Origin of the sequence: Parafrigoribacterium humi (assembly GCF_040227205.1) — a bacterium.
Lineage (GTDB): Bacteria > Actinomycetota > Actinomycetes > Actinomycetales > Microbacteriaceae > Parafrigoribacterium_A > Parafrigoribacterium_A humi.
On sequence record NZ_JBELOA010000003.1, the window covers coordinates 122689 to 140878 of the forward strand.

Genomic DNA, 18190 nt, shown 5'->3' on the forward strand with positions numbered 1-18190 from the left:
GCTGCGCGGGTGGTCCCGGGGTGGTGGGGCGTGGGTGTTGGGCGGGGCGGTCGCCGGGGTGGCCGGCGCCGCCCACGACGACGTCATCGAAGGCCGCACCGTTCTCGGTGACCATGAGCGGGAGGTCGGGGAACTGATCGTGCAGCTCGGTCAGCAGCGTCTCGAATCCACTGGGGGCGATGTTCCATCCCATGGCCGTGTACGGACCGGCCTGCTGCACGAACTCGACTCTGTCTGCGCCCGGCCACGAGGAGCCGGCGGCCGGCTTGTGTCCGTCCCCGGCCGAACGGTCGCTCACGCCATCCCAGATGCGCACCGTGGTCGTGGAGTAGTAGTTGACCCCGAGGAAGTCGATGGGCTGGTGGATGATCTCGAGGTCGCCCTCGCGTATGAACGACCAGTCCGTGATGCCCGCGGTGTCGTCGAACAGGTCCTGCGGGTATGCGCCGCGCAGCAGCGGCCCGGTGAACGCGCGGTTGGCGATCGCGTCGATCCGGCGCACCGCCTCGGGACCGGTGTCGCCGTCGCCCCGCAGCACGTGCAGGTTGAGCGTGATCGAGAACTCCGGGTCGTTGGTGACGACCTTGCGCAGCTCGGTGACCGCGAGCCCGTGGGCGAGGTTGAGGTGATGCACCGCGGTCAGCGCATCCGCTGCGTTCGTGCGACCGGGCGCGTGCGAGCCGGAGCCGTAGCCGAGATAGGCGGAGCACCACGGCTCGTTGAGCGTGGTCCAGGTGTGCACGCGATCGCCGAGGGCCTTGCCGATCACCGCCGCGTACTCGGCGAAGCGATACGCGGTCTCGCGGTTCGGCCAGCCGCCGGCGTCTTCGAGCGGCTGCGGCAGGTCCCAGTGGTACAGGGTCGCGATGGGCCGGATGCCGCGGGCGATCAGTCCGTCGACGAGCCGCGAGTAGAAGTCGATACCGGCCTGGTTCACCGCGCCAGAGCCGGTGGGGATGATGCGCGACCACGAGATGGAGAAGCGGTAGGCCTCGAGGCCCAGGCTCTTCATAAGGTCGAGGTCTTCCTCGAGACGGTGGTAGTGATCGTCGGCAACGTCACCGGAGGTACCGTCGGTTATGCGCCCGGGCGTATGTGCGAAGGTGTCCCAGATCGACGGACCGCGGCCATCCTCGTCCCACGCGCCCTCGACCTGATAGGCGGCCGTCGCCGAGCCGAAGATGAAGTCGCTCGGAAACACCAGCCCCGAGTCGCGATAGTCCTCGTTGCCTGCTGTCACGTGGTTCTCCTGCACTTTCGACTTGTTCAACAATATTAAGCGGCCGGGTTGGTTAATATTCCCGCAAAGGCAAGTTCGGCGGCACCGATCATGAGGATGCTGCTGCCGAGCTCCGCCCTCCTGATCTGGATCGACTCGCTGACGGCCGCCATCGCGCTTGCCCGCATCGCCGCGTCGAGTACCTCCGGCGCCACGGAATACAGCGAGCCGAGGAATCCGCCGAGCACGATGAGCTGCGGGTTGAAGATGTTCGCCGTGTTGCCGAGAGCTCGACCGAGGAAGCCGAGCTGCCTGTGCACGAGCTCGACGAGCGTGGGCGACGGGGATGCGCCCGACGCGAAGGCGGCGACCAGCGCCTCGTCGAGACGCTCTGCCTCGCTCGCGGCAAGGCCGAGCGCGTCGAGGAGTGGAGCGCGCGAGACCTCTGTCTCGAGGCATCCGCTCGATCCACAGTGGCACCGCACGCCCGCGCTGTTGACCATGGTGTGGCCGATCTCACCGGCGAAACCCGATGCTCCGCGCAGCATCTCCCCCGAGGAGATCACGCCACCGCCGATGCCGCTCGCGCCGCCGTTGAGGTAGATCAACTCCTCGACTCCGCGGCCCGCGCCGAAGACGCGCTCCGCGATTGCGCCTGCGTTGGCGTCGTTCGCCGAGTCCACCGAGAACCCCGTCGCCTCGGCGAGGAGACCGGCGAGCGGCTCGTTGGTCCAGCCGAGATGAGGGGCGACGCTCACGACGCCGTCGCTCTTGCGCACGAGGCCGGGAACCGCGAGTCCGATGCCCACGATGCGGTGGGCCTTCCCGAGTTCGGCACTGATGTCTTTGACCGCGGCGGCGACGAGATCGACAACCTCCGACACGCTCGGGATGTGCGTGGTCTCGAGCCTGCGTCGCTGCAGCACCGTGCCGCCGAGCGCGACGACCCCGACCTCGACGGCATCCAGCTCAGGGTGCACGGCGATGGCCACGCTGCGTTCGCTCGGGCGGATGATGAGGCTCGGGCGGCCGACCCGCCTGGTCTGGTCCGGCTCGCTTTCGATCACGAGATCGCGCTCGACGAGCTCGGCGACGAGTGCAGCGACGGTGGACCGATTGAGCCCCGTGTTGCGGGTGAGCCATGCGCGCGACGGTGATCCGTTCTCGTGCACGAGTCGGAGCACGGTGGAGAGATTGCGCTGCCGTACCCGGTCGAGGTTGTCGCCGTTCACCTGTCTCCTCATCGTGCCGACATCACCTTATCCGAGCCGAAAATTACCATTGCGTTCACACCGCAAAGCGATAATATGTTTTGCAAGCCAACAAACTATCACTGGCAGCGAAAAGAATGAGGAACACCATGGCACTGCAGCCGACTCGCGACGACAAATTCTCCTTTGGTCTGTGGACCATCGGATACAACGGCACCGACCCATTCGGTGGCCCGACCCGCCCGCACCTCGACGTTGTCGAGGCTGTGGAGAGACTCGCCGAGATCGGCGCATACGGCCTCACCTTCCACGACGACGACCTCTTCCCCTTCGGCTCGACGGATGCCGAGCGCCAGAAGCAGATCGACCGCCTCAAGCAGGCCCTGGCCGACACCGGCCTCATCATCCCGATGGTCACCACCAACCTGTTCAGCGCGCCCGTCTTCAAGGACGGCGGCTTCACCTCCAACGACCGCGCGGTTCGCCGCTTCGCGATGCGCAAGGCACTCCGCCAGCTCGACCTCGGCGCAGAGCTCGGCGCCAAGACCTTCGTCATGTGGGGAGGCCGCGAGGGCGCCGAGTACGACTCGGCCAAGGACCTGCAGGGTGCCCTCGAGCGCTACCGCGAGGGCGTTAACCTGTTCGCCCAGTACGTCACCGACAAGGGCTACGACATCCGCTTCGCCATCGAGCCGAAGCCGAACGAGCCGCGCGGCGACATCATGCTGCCCACCGTCGGTCACGCTCTCGCCTTCATCGAGACCCTCGAGCGCCCAGAGCTGTTCGGCGTCAACCCCGAGGTCGGCCACGAGCAGATGGCCGGACTCAACTTCGCGGCCGGAATCGCCCAGGCGCTCTACCAGGGCAAGCTGTTCCACATCGACCTCAACGGCCAGCGCGGCATCAAGTACGACCAGGACCTCGTGTTCGCCCACGGTGACCTGGCCAACGCCTTCGCCCTCGTCGACCTGCTCGAGAACGGCGGACCGGACGGCGGCCAGGCCTACACAGGTCCCCGCCACTTCGACTACAAGCCCAGCCGCACCGAAGACATCACCGGCGTCTGGGACTCGGCTCGCGCCAACATCCAGAACTACCTGCTGCTCAAGGAGCGCGCCAAGGCGTTCCGCGCGGACCCCGAGGTGCAGGAGGCTCTCGCCGCCTCGCGCGTGCCCGAGATCCAGGTGCCGACGCTCGGCACTGGTGAGGGCTACAAGGAGCTCCTGGCCGACCGCAGCGCGTTCGAGGACTTCGACGCCGACTCGTACTTCGGTGCGAAGGGCTTCGGCTTCGTGCGTCTCAACCAGCTCGCTCTCGAGCACCTGATGGGCGCCCGCTAACCACGCACACTCTGGTGAGGTCTGGCGACCGGCTCTTCGTTCCACGAACAAGCAGCCGATCGCCAGACCTCACTGGCGCATACACACCTGAATAATGAGAGTGCACGGGTGTGCACTGACTAAGAGGAGCAGCATGACGCTGGTTGCAGGAATCGACTCGTCCACCCAGAGCTGCAAGGTCGTCATCCGCGACCTCGCGAGCGGAGAGATCGTTCGCACCGGGCGGGCATCCCACCCCGCCGGCACCGAGGTCGATCCGAACGCCTGGTGGGATGCGCTGCTCGCGGCCATCGACGACGCCGGCGGTTTCAAGGGGGTCTCGGCATTCTCGGTCGCGGCCCAGCAGCACGGCATGGTCGTGCTGGATGCCGATGGCCGCGTCATCCGCCCGGCCCTGCTCTGGAACGACACCCGCTCGGCGCGGGCCGCCACAGACCTGATCGCCGAGGTCGGTGCCGAGGACTATGCCAGGCGCACGGGCCTCGTGCCCGTCGCGAGCTTCACCGCAACCAAGGTGCGCTGGCTCCGCGACAACGAGCCGGAGAATGCAGCGAGGGTCGAGGCGGTCGCCCTCCCCCACGACTGGCTGACCTGGCGCCTGCGCGGCTTCGGACCGGAGGGCGAGAGCCCCAGCGGTCCGCGCCTGGAGGAGCTCGTGACCGACCGCTCCGACGCGAGCGGCACCGGCTACTGGAGCCCGACGACGGGGCGCTACGACCGTGAGCTGTTCGAGCTCGCTCTCGGACATCCGGCCATGCTCCCTCGCGTCATGAAGCCGGGGGCCTGGGGCGGCGAGAGCGCCAAGTTCCCTGAGCAGAGCATCCAGACCGCGCGCGTCATCGGCGTCGGCGCCGGAGACAACGCCGCGGCGGCACTCGGCCTCGGTGCGGGCCCGGGAGACGTCGTGGTGTCGATCGGCACGAGCGGCACGGTCTTCGCCGTCACAGACACACCGACCGCAGATGCCACGGGCACGGTTGCCGGGTTCGCCGACGCCACCGGCGCCTTCCTCCCGCTCGTCGCCACGATGAATGCCGCACGCGTGCTCGACTCCGTCGCGGGTCTTCTCGGGGTGGACCACACCGAACTCGGACGCCTCGCCCTCGAGGCGAAGCCCGGCGCGGGCGGCCTCGTGCTGCAGCCCTACTTCGAGGGAGAGCGAACCCCGAACCTGCCCGACGCCACCGCGAGCCTGTTCGGCATGACACTCGCCTCCACGAGCAGGCAGAACCTCGCGCGCGCCGCGATCGAGGGGATGCTGTGCGGCCTCGCCGACGGCCTGGACGCCATCCGGGCCCAGGGCGTCGACGCACGCCGCATCCTGCTCATCGGAGGCGCGGCCCAGAACGAGGCGGTCGCCACGATCGCCGGCCAGGTGTTCGACATCCCGGTGGAGGTCCCCTCCCCCGCCGAGTACGTCGCGCTCGGCGCGACCGTGCAGGCGGCATGGGCGCTCAAGAACGCTCGCCCGGACTGGACCGTCGAGATGACGGCTCGCCCGCTGCACGACACGCGACCGATCATCCGCGAGCAGTATGCCGCGCGGCGCTGAGCCGACAGACCTAAGCGGCCCCGCTCGACCTGGTCGAGCGGGGCCGCTGCCGTCAAGCGCGTCTACCAGCTGTCGGGAGTCGACCCTGCGGCCACCGGCTCCGGCCGGTCGACCGTGCTGGTCAGCTCGATGACCGTGTGGTCGTGCGCTGCACGCACCACGGCATCCATGATCTCGAGCACGTGGAAGGCGAGGTCTCCGGATGCCCGGTGCGGGCGATCCGTCTCGATCGCGTGCGCCATGTCGGCCAGTCCGAAGCCGCGGCCGGCATCCACGTATCCGGCGGAGACGGGCGCCTCGGCCCACTCCTTCGTCTCGGCCGTCCAGACCTCTGTCGGATCGGAGAACCGGTTCGGGTCAGCAACGGAGATCGTGCCCGCGGTGCCGTAGACCTCGAACAGCGGCGTGCGCGATGCCCACACCTCGAAGCTCACGGTGACCGTAGAGGTCACACCGTTGGCGTGCTCCAGGATCGCGCTCACGTGCGTGTCGATGTTCACCGGGATGGCCGCGCCGGCCTGGTCGCCCGTCGCGACAGTGCGCTGCCTCGCCGACCGCGTCGCGACGCCGGAGACCCGCAGCACGGGTCCGAACAGGGTCACGAGCGAGGTGAGGTAGTACGGCCCCATGTCGAACAACGGGCCACCGCCCGGCTGGTAGTAGAACTGCGGTGCGGGATGCCAGGCCTCGTGACCGGGGGCGCTCCAGTGCACCGCCGCGGCAACCGCGTCACCGATCGCGCCGGTGTCGAGCAGGTGCCGTGCGGTCTGCACGCCGGTGCCGAGCACCGTGTCAGGAGCACTCCCGACGCGCAGCCCGCGCTCGCGCGCGAGCTCGAGCATCGGCGCGGCCTCCACCGGGTCGAGCGCGAGCGGCTTCTCGCCGTAGACGTGCTTGCCCGCCCTGAGGGCACGGGTTGCGATGTCGACGTGGGCCGCGGGGATCGTGAGGTTGAGCACGGCGTCGATGCGGTCATCCGCGAGCAAGGCGTCGACGCTCAGCGACTCCACCCCGTGCTCCGCCGCTACCTCGGCCGCGCGCGCCTCGTTCATGTCCGCAACAGCGATGAGCTTCAGGCCGGGCAGCTTGGGGAACTCCGCGAAGTACTGCGTGCTGATGTTGCCGACGCCGATGATTCCGATGTTCAGCGGGCTGCCCACAGGAGTCCCCTCTCCACGATCGTGCGCACGTTCGGGTTGTCGAGGACCTCGAGCCGGTGGCCGGGCGCAGACACGAAGATGCGGCCCTTGCCCCACTGACGGGTCCAGATCGCCGGAGCCGTGACGGGCCGGTTCCACGCGTCCCACGGGCGAACGGACTGCGTCGTGGTCGCGAGTACGTCGTTGTATTCGTCGCTCAGCACCCAGTACTGCTCCGTGACGAGATCGAAGTCCGCGATGCCCTGGGTGATCGGATGCGTCTTGCCCAGCTCGGTCATGTGCACCGTATACGGGATGTAGTTGTCCGACTGCTCGCCGGTGCGCTCGGCAGGGTCCTTGCCCGCGTGGTGGGCGAACTGTCCGCCGATCATGTGCAGGTAGTCGGCGTTGTTGCGGTACGAGTCCGCGATGCCGCCATGCCAGCCGCCCATGCCCGTGCCGCTCAGCACCGCGCCCTGGAGGCCCGCAAACTCTTCCTTCGTGATGGTCGCCATGGTGTTGATCTGCAGCACCAGGTCGACGGTCTTCATGAAGTCGGCATCCGTGTAGATTGCCGGCCCCTCCTCGACGCGCACGGTGAATCCGTTGCGCTCGAGGAACGGGATCATCGAGTTGGTGGTCTCGACGGGCTGGTGACCGTCCCATCCCCCTCGCACGATGAGCGCCTGGCGCTCGCGTGTCGGCTGTTCGGTCATCGTTATTGTCCTTTCGCGGCGTCCGCCTGCGCGGCGCCCGTGTTGTCTGCTCCCACCGCAACCCAGCTGCTGCTGGATGCCGAACTGGTCTCGATCGCGTCGAGCACCCGCTGCACCTGCAGCCCTTCGGCGAAGGACGGGCGCGGCTGCGTGCCCGCGACGATGTCGACCACGAAGTCGCGCACCTGGTGGGAGAACGGATGCTCGTAGCCGATGCCGTGCCCCGTCGGCCACCACGACGCCATATACGGATGCTCGGGCTCGGTCACCAGGATGCGACGGAAGCCCTGCTCGCCGGCCGGGTTCGTGCGGTCGTAGAACTCGAGCTCGTTCATCCGCTCGAAGTCGAAGGCGATCGCGCCGTCGGAGCCGCTGAACTCGAGGCGGAACGCGTTCTTGCGCCCGGTGGCGAACCTCGTGGCCTCGAAGGAGGCGAGCACGCCGTTGTCGAGTCGCCCGCTGAACAGGGCCACGTCGTCGACGGTCACCTGGCCGCGTTCGCTCGATGCGGTTCCGCTGAGTCCCACGGATTCGCCGAGGAGCGGCCGCTCGTGCACGAGCGTCTCGAGGGTGCCACTCACCCTGGTGACGGTGCGGCCGGTCACGAACTGCACGGCGTCGATCGCGTGGGCGCCGATGTCGCCGAGGGCGCCGGAGCCCGCCAGGTCCTTGTCGAGGCGCCAGGTCATCGGCCCTTCCGCGTCGACGAGCCAGTCCTGCAGGTACAGCGCGCGCACCTGCCGCAGTTCGCCAATGCGACCGTCGGCAACCAGCTGGCGGGCGAGGAGGATCGCGGGAACACGGCGGTAGCTGAACCCGACCATGGCGAAGACACCGCGCGAGGCGGCCTGCTCGGCGGCCTCGGCCATCCGCTCAGCCTCGGCAACCGTGTTCGCGAGGGGCTTTTCGCACAGAACGTGCTTGCCTGCCTCGAGGGCGGCGATCGCGATGTCGACGTGACTGGATCCCGGGGTACAGATATCGACCAGCCCGATGTCGTCGCGCTCGATCACACGCCGCCAGTCCGTCGCGGCTTCGGCCCAGCCGAACTTCTGCGCCGCCTCCTCTGTGCGCGCAAGATCACGGCCGACGATCACCGACATCCGAGGTTCGAGTGGCAGGTCGAAGAAGCGCGGTGCGACCCGCCAGGCCTGTGAGTGGGCCGCTCCCATGAAGCCGTGTCCGAACAGTGCGATTCCGAGAGGTGTTTTGCTCATCGGTGCAGACTCCTTCATCCTCGATCGGGGCAGGTCACCGACCGGTTGTGCGCTCGTCACGCTATACGCAGGGGAATGTTTACGCAAGTTTTCTCTCAGATTGGAGAAACATGTCGTGAAGAAGTATCGCAATCCGGCCCGGAGGCCCCCGAATCACCCCCGCGGCGGCGCCGTGCTCGATCGCACCACGAGGCTCGTCGCGAGGTCGACCCTCACCACCGATCGGAGCGGATCTTCCTTGAGCGCGAGCACGAGCCGAGTCGCCTGCTCGGCCATCTCGATGAGCGGCTGGCGCACGGTCGTGAGCTTCGGCCCCATCCAGCTCGCGCTCGGAACGTCGTCGTACCCGACGACGGAGACATCGTCGGGAACAGAGAGCCCGAGCAGCCGAGCGGCCTCGTACACGCCGAAGGCCTGGAGGTCGTTGCCCGCAAAGATCGCGGTCGGCGGGTTGTCCATGCTCAGGAGTTTCTTGCCGGTGTTCACGCCGTCTTCGTAGTGGAACATCCCGGCCCCGACGAGAGTGGGGTCGAACGAGATGCCGGCCTCATCGAGCGCAGAGCGATACCCCGACAGCCGCGCTCTGGAGCACAGCATCGCCTCCGGCCCGTTGATCATTGCGATCCTGCGGTGTCCGAGCTCGATCAGGTGGCGCGTTGCAGCGAGCCCGCCCGACCAGTTCCCGGAGCCGACCGACGCGACGTCCGGGTCCGGATCCCCTGCAGGATCGAGCACGACGAACGGGATGTTCCTCGTGCGCAACTGCCGCTTGTGATCGACCGAGAGCTTCGAGAACAACAGGATCACGCCGATCGGGCGGCGACGCAGGATGCCGTCGATCCAGTCCGGAGCAGGTGCGTAGTGATCGCCGCTTTCGGTGAGGATCACGCTGAGGCCGTTCTCTCTCGCGACGCGCTCGACCCCGCGGATGATTTCGAGCGACCATTCGCTGTCGACGTTCTCGAAGACGAGCTCGAGCATCCTGCCCTGGGAGTGGGCGGTACCACGCCTGCTGTAACCCGCGGAGTGCAGCAGGCTCTCGATGCGTTCACGCACCGGATCTGAGACTCCAGCCCTGCCATTGAGCACTTTTGACACGGTCGACATCGACACCGAGGCGTCGCGCGCGATCTCGGCAAGAGTGGGCCTCAGCGACGAAACCTTTTGCTTGCTCATCCGCTCATGTTAGCGGGCAAGTGCGTTTGCGTGGGAGCGGTCTCTTTCAGATAACTAAACGGATTTTCGTGTTGACAACATTCCAGAAGCCATGAATACTAATGCCGTCGCAGCACGAAACCTTTTCACCAATAGAGCGACACATGCATCCAACGACGAATCATGGCCGCCGCACCCAACGAAGCGACGGCTGGAAAGGAACTGTCATGGCATCACAATCCACAGGATCTTCCTTCTCTAGGCGCGGATTCTTAGGAATCGCGGGAAGCGTGGCTGCGACTGCAGCTCTCGCAGCATGCTCGACAGGAGGCAGCGGCGGAGGCGGTTCCAGCAAGCCGATCAAGTTCTGGAACATGCCTTGGGGTGGCACAGAGTTCAACCCCACTGACAAGAAGATCACCCTCGCATACAAGCCGAAGAACGGGTTGCCGAAGGCCACCTACCAGGAGATCCAGTGGGCGAACTTCACCCAGACCTTCTCCTCGGCCGTCGCGTCCAACACGGGCCCCGCGGTCAGTTCGGGCGGTGGAACACAGGCGTTCCAGTTCGCACACCAGGGCAAGATCGCATACGCGGACAACCTGCTCGACAGCTGGAAGAGCAATGGCATCTACGATGACTTCCTTCCGGGCCTCATCGACACCATGAAGACCGACGACGGTTACGCGGCAGTTCCGTACAACCTCGACGTTCGCTGCTCGTGGTACAACAAGTCCCTCATGGCTGAGGCCGGTGTCGAGTCGCCCAAGACCTGGGACGAGTACCTCGCCGTGTGTGCCGCGCTCAAGAAGATCGGTGTCTACGGCTTCGGTCTCGGTTCCGGTGCGGGTAGCTTCACCGGTAGCCACATCCTCACCGCCTTCATGATCAACAACGGTGGCGGCCTGTTCAACGCCGACAAGAAGCCGGAGTGCGTCACCCCCGAGAACATCGAGGCGATGGACTTCATCCTCGAGCTCGTCAAGAACGGCTACAGCGACCCGGCTGCTGCGACCTACACGAGCGCAAACGTGCAGTCGCAGTGGAAGGCGAAGAAGTTCGGCTTCGGCTGGGATGGTGCCGGCCTCGCGGCGGGTGCCGTTGGAGACGTTGCAGGCGACCTGGTTGTCGGCGACCCGCTGACCAGCCCGAGCGGCAAGAAGGGTGGCCTGTACTTCCCGAACAACATCATGATGTACAAGAACACCCCGAGCCAGAAGGGTTCTGAGGCGTTCCTCACGTACTACTACCAGAACATGAAGGAGCTGTGGACGAAGAAGACGGGTATCGGCCTCCCGCCGCTCAAGTCCATCGCGGACACCGCCGAGTTCAAGTCGGACCCGAACAACGTCAAGATCCTCGACGAGTGGCAGCCCATCTACAAGACCTGGGCTGCTCCGGGCAGTGCCGGACTGTTCTACAACATCGCCAACACTGTTGACGGAACTGCTCCGATGCTCACCTTCACGCAGGCGATCCTCGGCGGCAACGTCAAGTCGAAGGATGCTCTCACCACCCTGCAGACTTCTATCGAAGGTCTCATGAAGTAACAAGCGAACTAGGATGGGCCCAGCGTGAGCTGGGCCCATCCGTTTGACCAATGAGAAGACCTTCAAAGGAGAAACGTACATGACGACCGAGTCCGTGATCGGAGCGCTCAAAAGAGCCCAGACTGGCGTGGGAGTTGGTGGCTCCGGCCGTTCACCCAGCAACCGCGAGCGAAAGCGCGCATTCTCGCACTCGCGCACCTTCACCCTGTTCGTGCTGCCATCACTCATCCTCCTGGTACTTCTCAACGTCTACCCCGTGATCTACGCGGGTGCGCAGTCCCTGCGCAATGGCGACCTGCTCAGCGCCGGCGACTTCGTCGGCTTCACCAACTACATCTCGATCGTCCAGACGCCGCAGTTCATCCACGCGACGATCTTCACCATCGTCTTCACCGTAGTCGGCGTCTTCGGCAGCTGGGCCATCGGCCTCGCGCTCGCCCTGTTCCTCAGGACGCGCATCCCCGGCAACGGCATCTTCAAGGTGCTCCTTCTTCTTCCCTGGGTCGTTCCCGTGGTCGTCTCCGCCACGTCGTGGAACTGGCTCGTTGCGACTCCACAGTCACCGCTGCCGATCCTCGCTCAGGCGCTCGGACTCGGGAACGTCCTGTTCCTCGCGAATCCGTTCCTCGCGCAGGTGACGGTGTGCGTGTTCAAGGTGTGGATCAGCTTCCCGTTCATGATGATGATGATGTCGTCGGCGCTCGCGTCGGTCGACATCAACGTCTACGAGGCCTCCAAGGTCGACGGCGCCACCGCATGGCAGACCTTCCGCCGCATCACGCTGCCGATGATCTCGCGCTCGACATTCATCAGCTGGATCCTCATGACGATCTTCTGTGTCAACGACTTCCCCAGCATCTTCCTGCTGACCGGCGGTGGCCCGGTCAACTCCACCCAGACGCTCGTCGTGCTCGCATACTCGACCGTCTTCCAGAACTTCCAGACCGGTCCCGGTGTGGCTATCGCGTTCATCATGACGATCGTGCTGGTCATCATCTCGACCCTGCTGTACCGCCAGATCCGAAAGGTGAACATCGAATGAGTACAGAAACCGCAGCGATCGTACTCGGCCGTAGCTCACAGAACACTGCCAAGCCGGGCAGGCGACGCACGCTTACCCAGATGCAGGAACGTGGCAAGTGGTGGCGCTTCGTCGGCATCCTCATCATCTCGGCCGTCGTCCTGGTTCCGATCGTCTCCGTTGTGTTCCTCTCACTGCAACCGTCGCTCGGCAGCACGGCGACGGGGATCACCTTCGAGAACTTCGGCACGGTGTTCCAGAAGACCTCGGTCGGCACCTGGCTGGCGAACAGCCTCATCGTCACGATCGTGACCGTGGTCATCGCCGTGATCGTGGCTGCGCCCGCTGGCTATGTGCTCTCCCGCGGACGCAGCAAGCTCGTCTCCAGCTACTCGCTCGTGTTGTTCATCGTGCAGTCGCTGCCGGTTGTGACCGCGGTCATCCCGCTGTTCATCCTGTTCGCGCAGCTCGGTCTCGTCGACAACCTCGCGGGCATCACGATCATCTACGTCGGCTCGACCATGTCGGTGGCGATCTGGATGATGGCGGCCTACTTCGACTCGATTCCGATCACCCTCGAAGAGGCGGCCTGGATGGACGGATGCTCCGTATTCGGAAGCTTCACTCGGGTCGTGCTGCGCAACTCGCTGCCGGGCATCCTGTCGACTGCCATCTTCGCGTTCCTGCTCGCCTGGAACGACTACCTGGTGGCCGTCGTGTTCCTCCGCTCGGACCAGAACTACACGCTCCAGATCGGACTGCAGACGTTCTTCCAGCAGAACCAGACCAACTGGGGTCTCGTCATGGCTGTCGCCGTGATCATGATGCTCCCGCCGGTGCTGCTGTTCGCACTGCTCAACAAGTACTTCAGCGTTGGAGGTATCGGCGGCTCCCTCGCGGGTCGCTGATCCCCACCGAAGTCCAGCGTGCCCGCCGCGCCGCCCGTTCACTCGGGCACGTGCCGGCGGGCACGTACTGCGTTAAGCCTGGACGCGCGGCGGCGCGGTGGATTCGCGCACGATCAGCTCGGGGATCGAGGTGTGCTCCCGCACGTCTTCGCCCTTGAGCACTCTGAGCAGCCCGGCCATGATCTCGCGGCCGAGTTCACCGAAGTCTTGCCGCATGGTCGTGAGCGCCGGGGAGAAGAACTCCGCCTCGGGGATGTCGTCGAAGCCGACGATGCTCACGTCCTCCGGAACCCGGACACCCCGGCTCGCGAGCGCGTGGACGATACCCAGCGCCATCTGGTCGTTGCTGACGAAGATGGAGGTGAAGTCGAACGGTGGCGTGAGGGTGAGGGCGTAGCGGTAGCCACTCGCGGGCGACCAGTCCCCCACCATGGGCTCGCGCGCCACGAGGCCGTGCCGGGACAGCGTGTCTCGCCAGCCGCGCACGCGCTCCACGGAGTCCATCGAATCCTGAGGGCCGGAGAAGTGAAGAATGGCGCGGTGGCCGAGCGAGATCAGGTGCTCGACGGCGTTGCAGGCACCCTGGTACTGGTCGATGGCCACACTGTGGAAGCCGACCTGGTCGCCGGCCTCGACCGCGAGCAACGGAACGCCGAGCTCGATGCCCCGAATCGCCTCGATGGCGGTATGTCGCGCGGCGATGACGACGATCGCCTCGACGTTCTGGCGAAGCAGCAGGTCGACGGCTGCTCGCACCGATTCGCGATCCGCGTCGAGCATGCTCGCCATGCTCACGGCGTAGCGCGCCTGCCGTGCCGCCTCGTTGAATCCGATGACGGTGCTGGTCGGGCCGAAATCCGGTGCTCCGGATGTCACGAGCCCAATCGTGCGCGAACGTCGCGTCACGAGGGTGCGCGCGGCGGTTGACGGCCGGTAGCGGAGCTGCTCGATCGCGTTCTCGACGCGGAGCTTCGTCGACAGGCGCACATTGGGTCGGTCATTGAGCACGCGTGAGACCGTCTGGTGGGAGACACCGGCGTATCTGGCGACGTCGAAGATCGTCACGGCCCGAGCCCGTTGCTCGCCTGTCACCTGGTTCTCCGACTTCTCATTGTCTGGTCTCACGGACGCATGACCTGTGCTCTCAATTATGCCGCCCCGGGTATATCCTTCCGCGAGCCCGGTGTGGGGGCCATTTCCGTCGGGTGTCAGGCGACCGGAATCTCGGTGGCGACGCCGTCTAGATTCCTTGCGCCAAACGGTAGTACGCCGCGTTCCAGCGCACCTCGCGCTGGAAGCCGCGGACGGTTGTGTTCTCGTCGATGACGAGGAGCTCTGTGCGAGCGATGTCGGCAAAGTCCTCGAACGCCTCGATGCCGATTGCGGTCGACATTACCGTGTGGTGGGCGGCGCCGGCCGCGAGCCAGGCGGTCGCGCTCGTGGCGAAGTCGGGCGCGGGCTTCCACAGCGCACGGGCAACCGGGAGCTTGGGCAGCGGCTGCGGCAGGTCGACCACCTCGACCACGTTGGCCGTGAGGCGAAAGCGATCGCGCATGTCGCTCAAGGCGGCGACGACGGCGGGGCCGGCATCCGTGTCGAAGACAAGACGCACGGGGTCTTCTCTGCCGCCGATGCCGAGCGGGTGCACCTCGAGGCGCGGCCTCGAGGTCGTGAGCGATGGGCACACCTCGAGCATGTGGGCGCCGAGGATCTTCTCGTCGCCCGGAACGAGATCGTAGGTGTAGTCCTCCATGAGGGACGCGCCTCCGGGGAGTCCCGCGCCCATCACCTTGGCGGCGCGCACGAGAACGGCCGTCTTCCAGTCGCCCTCTGCGCCGAAACCGTAGCCGTCGGCCATGAGCCGCTGCACCGCGAGCCCGGGGAGCTGGCGCAGGGCACCGAGGTCCTCGAAGGTCGTGGTGAACGCGCCGAAGTCGCCCGCCTCGAGGAAGGAGCGCAGGCCGAGCTCGATGCGGGCGCCGTAGCGGAGGGAGTCCGCGCGCGCAGCTCCGGGGTGAAGCTCTGGCGCGACATCGTAGAGATCGAGGTATTCGGCGACCAGGGCATCCGTGTCTGCGTCGCTCGCTGCGTCGACCGCCTCGGCCAGCTCGTTGACGGCCCAGGTGTTGACGCTCACGCCGAAGCGCAGCTCTGCCTCGGTCTTGTCGCCCTCTGTGACGGCGACGTAGCGCATGTTGTCGCCGAAGCGGGCGAGCCTCAGCGAACGGACCGCGTGCCAGCCGGATGCCGCCCGAGACCAGGTGCCGATCTGCGCGGTGACCGCGGGGTTGGAGACGTGGCCGACGACGGTCTTGCGCGCGATGTTCAGCCGGGTCTGGATGTAGCCGAACTCGCGGTCGCCGTGCGCGGCCTGGTTGAGGTTCATGAAGTCGAAGTCGATCTCGCTCCACGGTAGCTCGACGTTGGCCTGGGTGTGCAGGTGCAACAGCGGCTTCTGCAGCGCGTCCAGCCCCGCGATCCACATCTTCGCCGGGCTGAAGGTGTGCATCCAGGCGATCACGCCGACGACATTGTCTGCGCTGTTGGCCTCGAGCATCACCCGTCGGATGGCATTGCTGTCGGTGAGCACCGGCTTCCACACGACCGTGACCGGCACCTGGGATGAGGCCTGGATCCCCCGCGCGACCTCGCGCGACTGGTCCGCGACCTGGCGCAGCGTCTCCTCCCCGTAGAGGCCCTGGCTGCCGGTGAGAAACCAGACCTCGTAGGTCGAAAGATCGGGGACGATGCTTGCGCTCATTACTTCTTTCCTTCTGCCGCGGGCTGCCCGTAGACGTTCTGATAGCGATCGAACAGTGAGTCGATCTTGTCCGGTGGAATGGGGATGACCTCGCCGAGCTGGCGAGCGATGTGCACAGTGCGTGCAACGTCTTCGGCCATGACCGCGGCCTTGACGGCGTCGCGTGGACTCTTGCCGATCGTGAAGACACCGTGGTTCTGCATGAGCACGGCGCGTGAGCGATGCCCAGACAGCGTCTGCACGATTCCGCGACCGATGGAGTCGTCGCCGATGATGGCGAATGGACCGACCGGGATGTCTCCGCCGAATTCGTCCGCCATCGCCGTGATGACGCACGGGATCGCCTCGCCGCGCGCCGCCCACGCGGTGGCGTAGGTGGAGTGGGTGTGCACGACGCCGTTCACCTGCGGCATCTCGCGATACACGTAGGCGTGGGCCGCGGTGTCGCTCGACGGGGCGTGATCTCCCTCAATGACCGTGCCGTCGAGGTCGCAGAGGATCATGTTGTCCGCCGTGAGGTCGTCGTACTCGACGCCGCTCGGCTTGATCACGAAGAGGTCGGCGCCGGGCACACGGCCGGAGATGTTGCCCCCGGTCCAGACCACGAGCTCGTAGCGCACGAGCTGGGCGTGCAGCGCGGCCACGTCGTTTCTCACCTGGCGGATGGCCGCATCCACCTCTGCATTCCGCGTGCTCATGACAGACCTCCCTCGGTCAGTGCGCTCCGCTTCAGTGCCCTCAGGCGGTGCATCACATCGTTGTCGCCGCGCCCGAAGTAGTCGTGCAGGGTCGAGTACTCCGCGTACAGGAGGTCGTAGGCATCGGCCCTGGCGGCATCCGGCGTGTAGACGTTCTGGTCGAGCTTGCCCATCGCGTCTCCCGCGGCGAGCACGTTCGGGTAGGCACCCGCGGCCACGGCGGCGTGAATCGCGGAGCCGAGCGCGGGGCCCTGGTCGCTCGCGATCGTCGAGATGGGCATCCGAAGCACGTCGCTGTAGACCTGCATCAGGAAGGGGTTCTTGAGGAGTCCGCCCGCCACGATGAACTCGGTGACCGGCACGCCGCTCGCGTTGAAGGTCTCGACGATCTTCCTGGTGCCGAAGGCCGTGGCCTCGAACAGCGCCCGATAGATCTCCTCGGGGCGAGTTGTGAGGGTCGTGCCGAGCACGACGCCGCTCAACTCGTGATCCACCAGCACGGAGCGGTTGCCGCTCTGCCAGTCGAGGGCGACGAGGCCGTGGCCGCCGACCGGCTGGTCCTGCGCGAGTTCGGTGAGGTACTCGTGGATGCTCAGCCCCGCAGCCTTCGCCGCCTCACGATAATCACCGGGCACCTGGTTGTTCACGTACCAGGCGAAGATGTCGCCGACGCCGGACTGTCCGGCCTCGTAGCCGTAGAGACCAGCGACGATGCCGCCGTCGACGACGCCGCACATCCCGGGAACCTCGGCCAGGCGGTCGCCGTTCATGACGTGGCAGGTCGATGTGCCCATGATCGCAACCATCTGGCCGGGCTGCACCGCTCGGGCCGCCGGGGCCGTGACGTGCGCGTCGACGTTGCCCACGGACACCGCGATGCCCTCCGTCAGGCCGGTCCAGGCGGCGGCCTCTGCGGTGAGACCACCGGCGGATGCCCCGAGCTGCCCGATCTCGTGCGCCACCTTGTCGAGAGCGAAGCGTGCAAACCCGGGGTTGAGCGCCCCGAGGAAGTCTTCGGACGGATATTCGCCGTCCTGCAGGATGCCCTTGTATCCCGCGGTGCAGGCGTTGCGGACGTAGCGGCCGGTGAGCTGCCAGACGATCCAGTCCGCGGCCTCGACCCAATGGTCCATGCGCTCGTAGATCTCGGCGTCTTCTTCGAGCAGCTGCAGTCCCTTGGCGAATTCCCACTCGCTCGAGATCAGCCCGCCGTAGCGCGGGAGCCAGGACTCGCCACGCTCCGCGGCCAGCTCGTTGATGCGGTCGGCCTGCGGCTGCGCCGCGTGGTGCTTCCACAGCTTCACGTAGGCGTGCGGACGATCCGCGTACTCGGGAAGTTCGTTGAGCGGCGTGCCATCGGCCAGCACGGGCAGCACGGTGCACGCCGTGAAGTCCGTTCCGATGCCGATCACCTGGGCCGGGTCGATGCCGGCCAGCCTGATTGCCTCGGGTACCGCGATCTTCACCACGTCGACGTAGTCGGACGGCACCTGTAGCGCCCAGTCTGGCGGAAGGGTCTTTCCGGTGGAGGCGAGCTCGGCGTCCATGACCGCGTGGCGGTAGTCGTGGGCGGCGGAGGCCAGCTCGGCGCCGTCGGAGACTCGCACGATGAGGGCTCTGCCTGAGAGCGTCCCGAAATCGAGGCCGATCACGTACTGCTCATCGGCGTGCGCGGACAGAACGGGCTTGGGCACGAGACTCCT

15 protein-coding genes are annotated in these 18190 nt (G+C 66.3%); 5 read left to right on the forward strand and 10 right to left on the reverse strand.

The window, feature by feature from the left end:
• Both ABUA28_RS07385 and ABUA28_RS07390 read right to left on the reverse strand, forming a co-directional pair.
• The coding region (locus tag ABUA28_RS07385) for a glycoside hydrolase family 1 protein (RefSeq protein WP_349903393.1) at positions 1-1240 on the reverse strand (1240 nt) is incomplete at its 3' end.
• A gap of 35 nt (positions 1241-1275) precedes the next feature.
• Entirely contained in the window at positions 1276-2451 is a 1176-nt protein-coding gene (locus ABUA28_RS07390; RefSeq protein ID WP_349903394.1) for an ROK family transcriptional regulator, read from the reverse strand.
• A 128-nt stretch (positions 2452-2579) separates the two neighbouring features.
• Here ABUA28_RS07390 and xylA point away from each other — a divergent pair, with 128 nt between their 5' ends.
• Complete coding sequence (gene xylA / locus ABUA28_RS07395) at positions 2580-3770, forward strand: xylose isomerase (protein ID WP_349903395.1); 1191 nt, start codon at positions 2580-2582, stop codon at positions 3768-3770.
• Positions 3771-3903: 133 nt separating this feature from the next.
• The gene (gene xylB, locus ABUA28_RS07400; protein WP_349903396.1) at positions 3904-5322 is read left to right on the forward strand and encodes a xylulokinase; all 1419 of its coding nucleotides are present in this window, start codon (positions 3904-3906) and stop codon (positions 5320-5322) included.
• 62 nt (positions 5323-5384) lie between these two features.
• Here xylB and ABUA28_RS07405 read toward each other — a convergent pair whose 3' ends face one another.
• The 4 genes from ABUA28_RS07405 to ABUA28_RS07420 all read right to left on the reverse strand — a co-directional run bounded on the left by ABUA28_RS07405 (position 5385) and on the right by ABUA28_RS07420 (position 9570).
• Complete coding sequence (locus ABUA28_RS07405) at positions 5385-6482, reverse strand: Gfo/Idh/MocA family protein (RefSeq protein ID WP_349903397.1); 1098 nt, start codon at positions 6480-6482, stop codon at positions 5385-5387.
• Positions 6467-7177 carry a ThuA domain-containing protein gene (locus ABUA28_RS07410; RefSeq protein ID WP_349903398.1) on the reverse strand — a complete coding sequence of 237 codons (711 nt, stop codon included), beginning with the start codon at positions 7175-7177 and terminating at the stop codon, positions 6467-6469. The genes ABUA28_RS07405 and ABUA28_RS07410 overlap by 16 nt, the downstream gene beginning before the upstream one ends.
• A gap of 2 nt (positions 7178-7179) precedes the next feature.
• Positions 7180-8394 carry a Gfo/Idh/MocA family protein gene (locus tag ABUA28_RS07415; RefSeq protein ID WP_349903399.1) on the reverse strand — a complete coding sequence of 405 codons (1215 nt, stop codon included), beginning with the start codon at positions 8392-8394 and terminating at the stop codon, positions 7180-7182.
• A 153-nt stretch (positions 8395-8547) separates the two neighbouring features.
• A complete protein-coding gene (locus ABUA28_RS07420) occupies positions 8548-9570 on the reverse strand; it encodes a LacI family DNA-binding transcriptional regulator (protein WP_349903400.1) in 1023 nt (340 codons plus the stop codon).
• Between the two features lie 269 nt (positions 9571-9839).
• Here ABUA28_RS07420 and ABUA28_RS07425 point away from each other — a divergent pair, with 269 nt between their 5' ends.
• The 3 genes from ABUA28_RS07425 (at position 9840) to ABUA28_RS07435 (ending at position 13028) form a co-directional block, all read left to right on the forward strand.
• Positions 9840-11099: an ABC transporter substrate-binding protein gene (locus tag ABUA28_RS07425; RefSeq protein ID WP_349903401.1), complete on the forward strand. Its 1260-nt coding sequence runs from the start codon at positions 9840-9842 to the stop codon at positions 11097-11099.
• 79 nt (positions 11100-11178) lie between these two features.
• Positions 11179-12141, forward strand: a complete 963-nt coding sequence (locus ABUA28_RS07430) for a carbohydrate ABC transporter permease (RefSeq protein WP_349903402.1) — start codon at positions 11179-11181, stop codon at positions 12139-12141.
• Positions 12138-13028 carry a carbohydrate ABC transporter permease gene (locus ABUA28_RS07435; protein ID WP_349903403.1) on the forward strand — a complete coding sequence of 297 codons (891 nt, stop codon included), beginning with the start codon at positions 12138-12140 and terminating at the stop codon, positions 13026-13028. The genes ABUA28_RS07430 and ABUA28_RS07435 overlap by 4 nt, the downstream gene beginning before the upstream one ends.
• A 72-nt stretch (positions 13029-13100) precedes the next feature.
• On the opposite strand, the gene ABUA28_RS07440 is transcribed toward ABUA28_RS07435, so the two are convergent.
• From ABUA28_RS07440 to araB, 4 genes are all read right to left on the reverse strand, one after another.
• Entirely contained in the window at positions 13101-14153 is a 1053-nt protein-coding gene (locus ABUA28_RS07440; RefSeq protein ID WP_349903404.1) for a LacI family DNA-binding transcriptional regulator, read from the reverse strand.
• 115 nt (positions 14154-14268) lie between these two features.
• Positions 14269-15789, reverse strand: a complete 1521-nt coding sequence (gene araA, locus ABUA28_RS07445; protein WP_349903405.1) for an L-arabinose isomerase — start codon at positions 15787-15789, stop codon at positions 14269-14271.
• Positions 15789-16487 carry an L-ribulose-5-phosphate 4-epimerase gene (locus ABUA28_RS07450; protein WP_349903406.1) on the reverse strand — a complete coding sequence of 233 codons (699 nt, stop codon included), beginning with the start codon at positions 16485-16487 and terminating at the stop codon, positions 15789-15791. The genes araA and ABUA28_RS07450 overlap by 1 nt, the downstream gene beginning before the upstream one ends.
• Positions 16484-18181, reverse strand: coding sequence for a ribulokinase (gene araB, locus ABUA28_RS07455; protein WP_349903407.1), 1698 nt, complete (start codon positions 18179-18181; stop codon positions 16484-16486). Before araB ends, ABUA28_RS07450 begins: the two co-directional genes overlap by 4 nt.
• Positions 18182-18190: the final 9 nt, after the last annotated feature.

What these genes read in the sequence shown, in the direction of transcription:
- xylA (WP_349903395.1), top strand. Translation starts at nt 2,580, where the DNA reads ATGGCACTGCAGCCGACTCGCGACGACAAATTCTCCTTTGGTCTGTGG.
- xylB (WP_349903396.1), top strand. Translation starts at nt 3,904, where the DNA reads ATGACGCTGGTTGCAGGAATCGACTCGTCCACCCAGAGCTGCAAGGTC.
- ABUA28_RS07410 (WP_349903398.1), bottom strand. Translation starts at nt 7,177, where the DNA reads ATGACCGAACAGCCGACACGCGAGCGCCAGGCGCTCATCGTGCGAGGG.
- ABUA28_RS07415 (WP_349903399.1), bottom strand. Translation starts at nt 8,394, where the DNA reads ATGAGCAAAACACCTCTCGGAATCGCACTGTTCGGACACGGCTTCATG.
- ABUA28_RS07420 (WP_349903400.1), bottom strand. Translation starts at nt 9,570, where the DNA reads ATGAGCAAGCAAAAGGTTTCGTCGCTGAGGCCCACTCTTGCCGAGATC.
- ABUA28_RS07430 (WP_349903402.1), top strand. Translation starts at nt 11,179, where the DNA reads ATGACGACCGAGTCCGTGATCGGAGCGCTCAAAAGAGCCCAGACTGGC.
- ABUA28_RS07435 (WP_349903403.1), top strand. Translation starts at nt 12,138, where the DNA reads ATGAGTACAGAAACCGCAGCGATCGTACTCGGCCGTAGCTCACAGAAC.
- araA (WP_349903405.1), bottom strand. Translation starts at nt 15,789, where the DNA reads ATGAGCGCAAGCATCGTCCCCGATCTTTCGACCTACGAGGTCTGGTTT.
- ABUA28_RS07450 (WP_349903406.1), bottom strand. Translation starts at nt 16,487, where the DNA reads ATGAGCACGCGGAATGCAGAGGTGGATGCGGCCATCCGCCAGGTGAGA.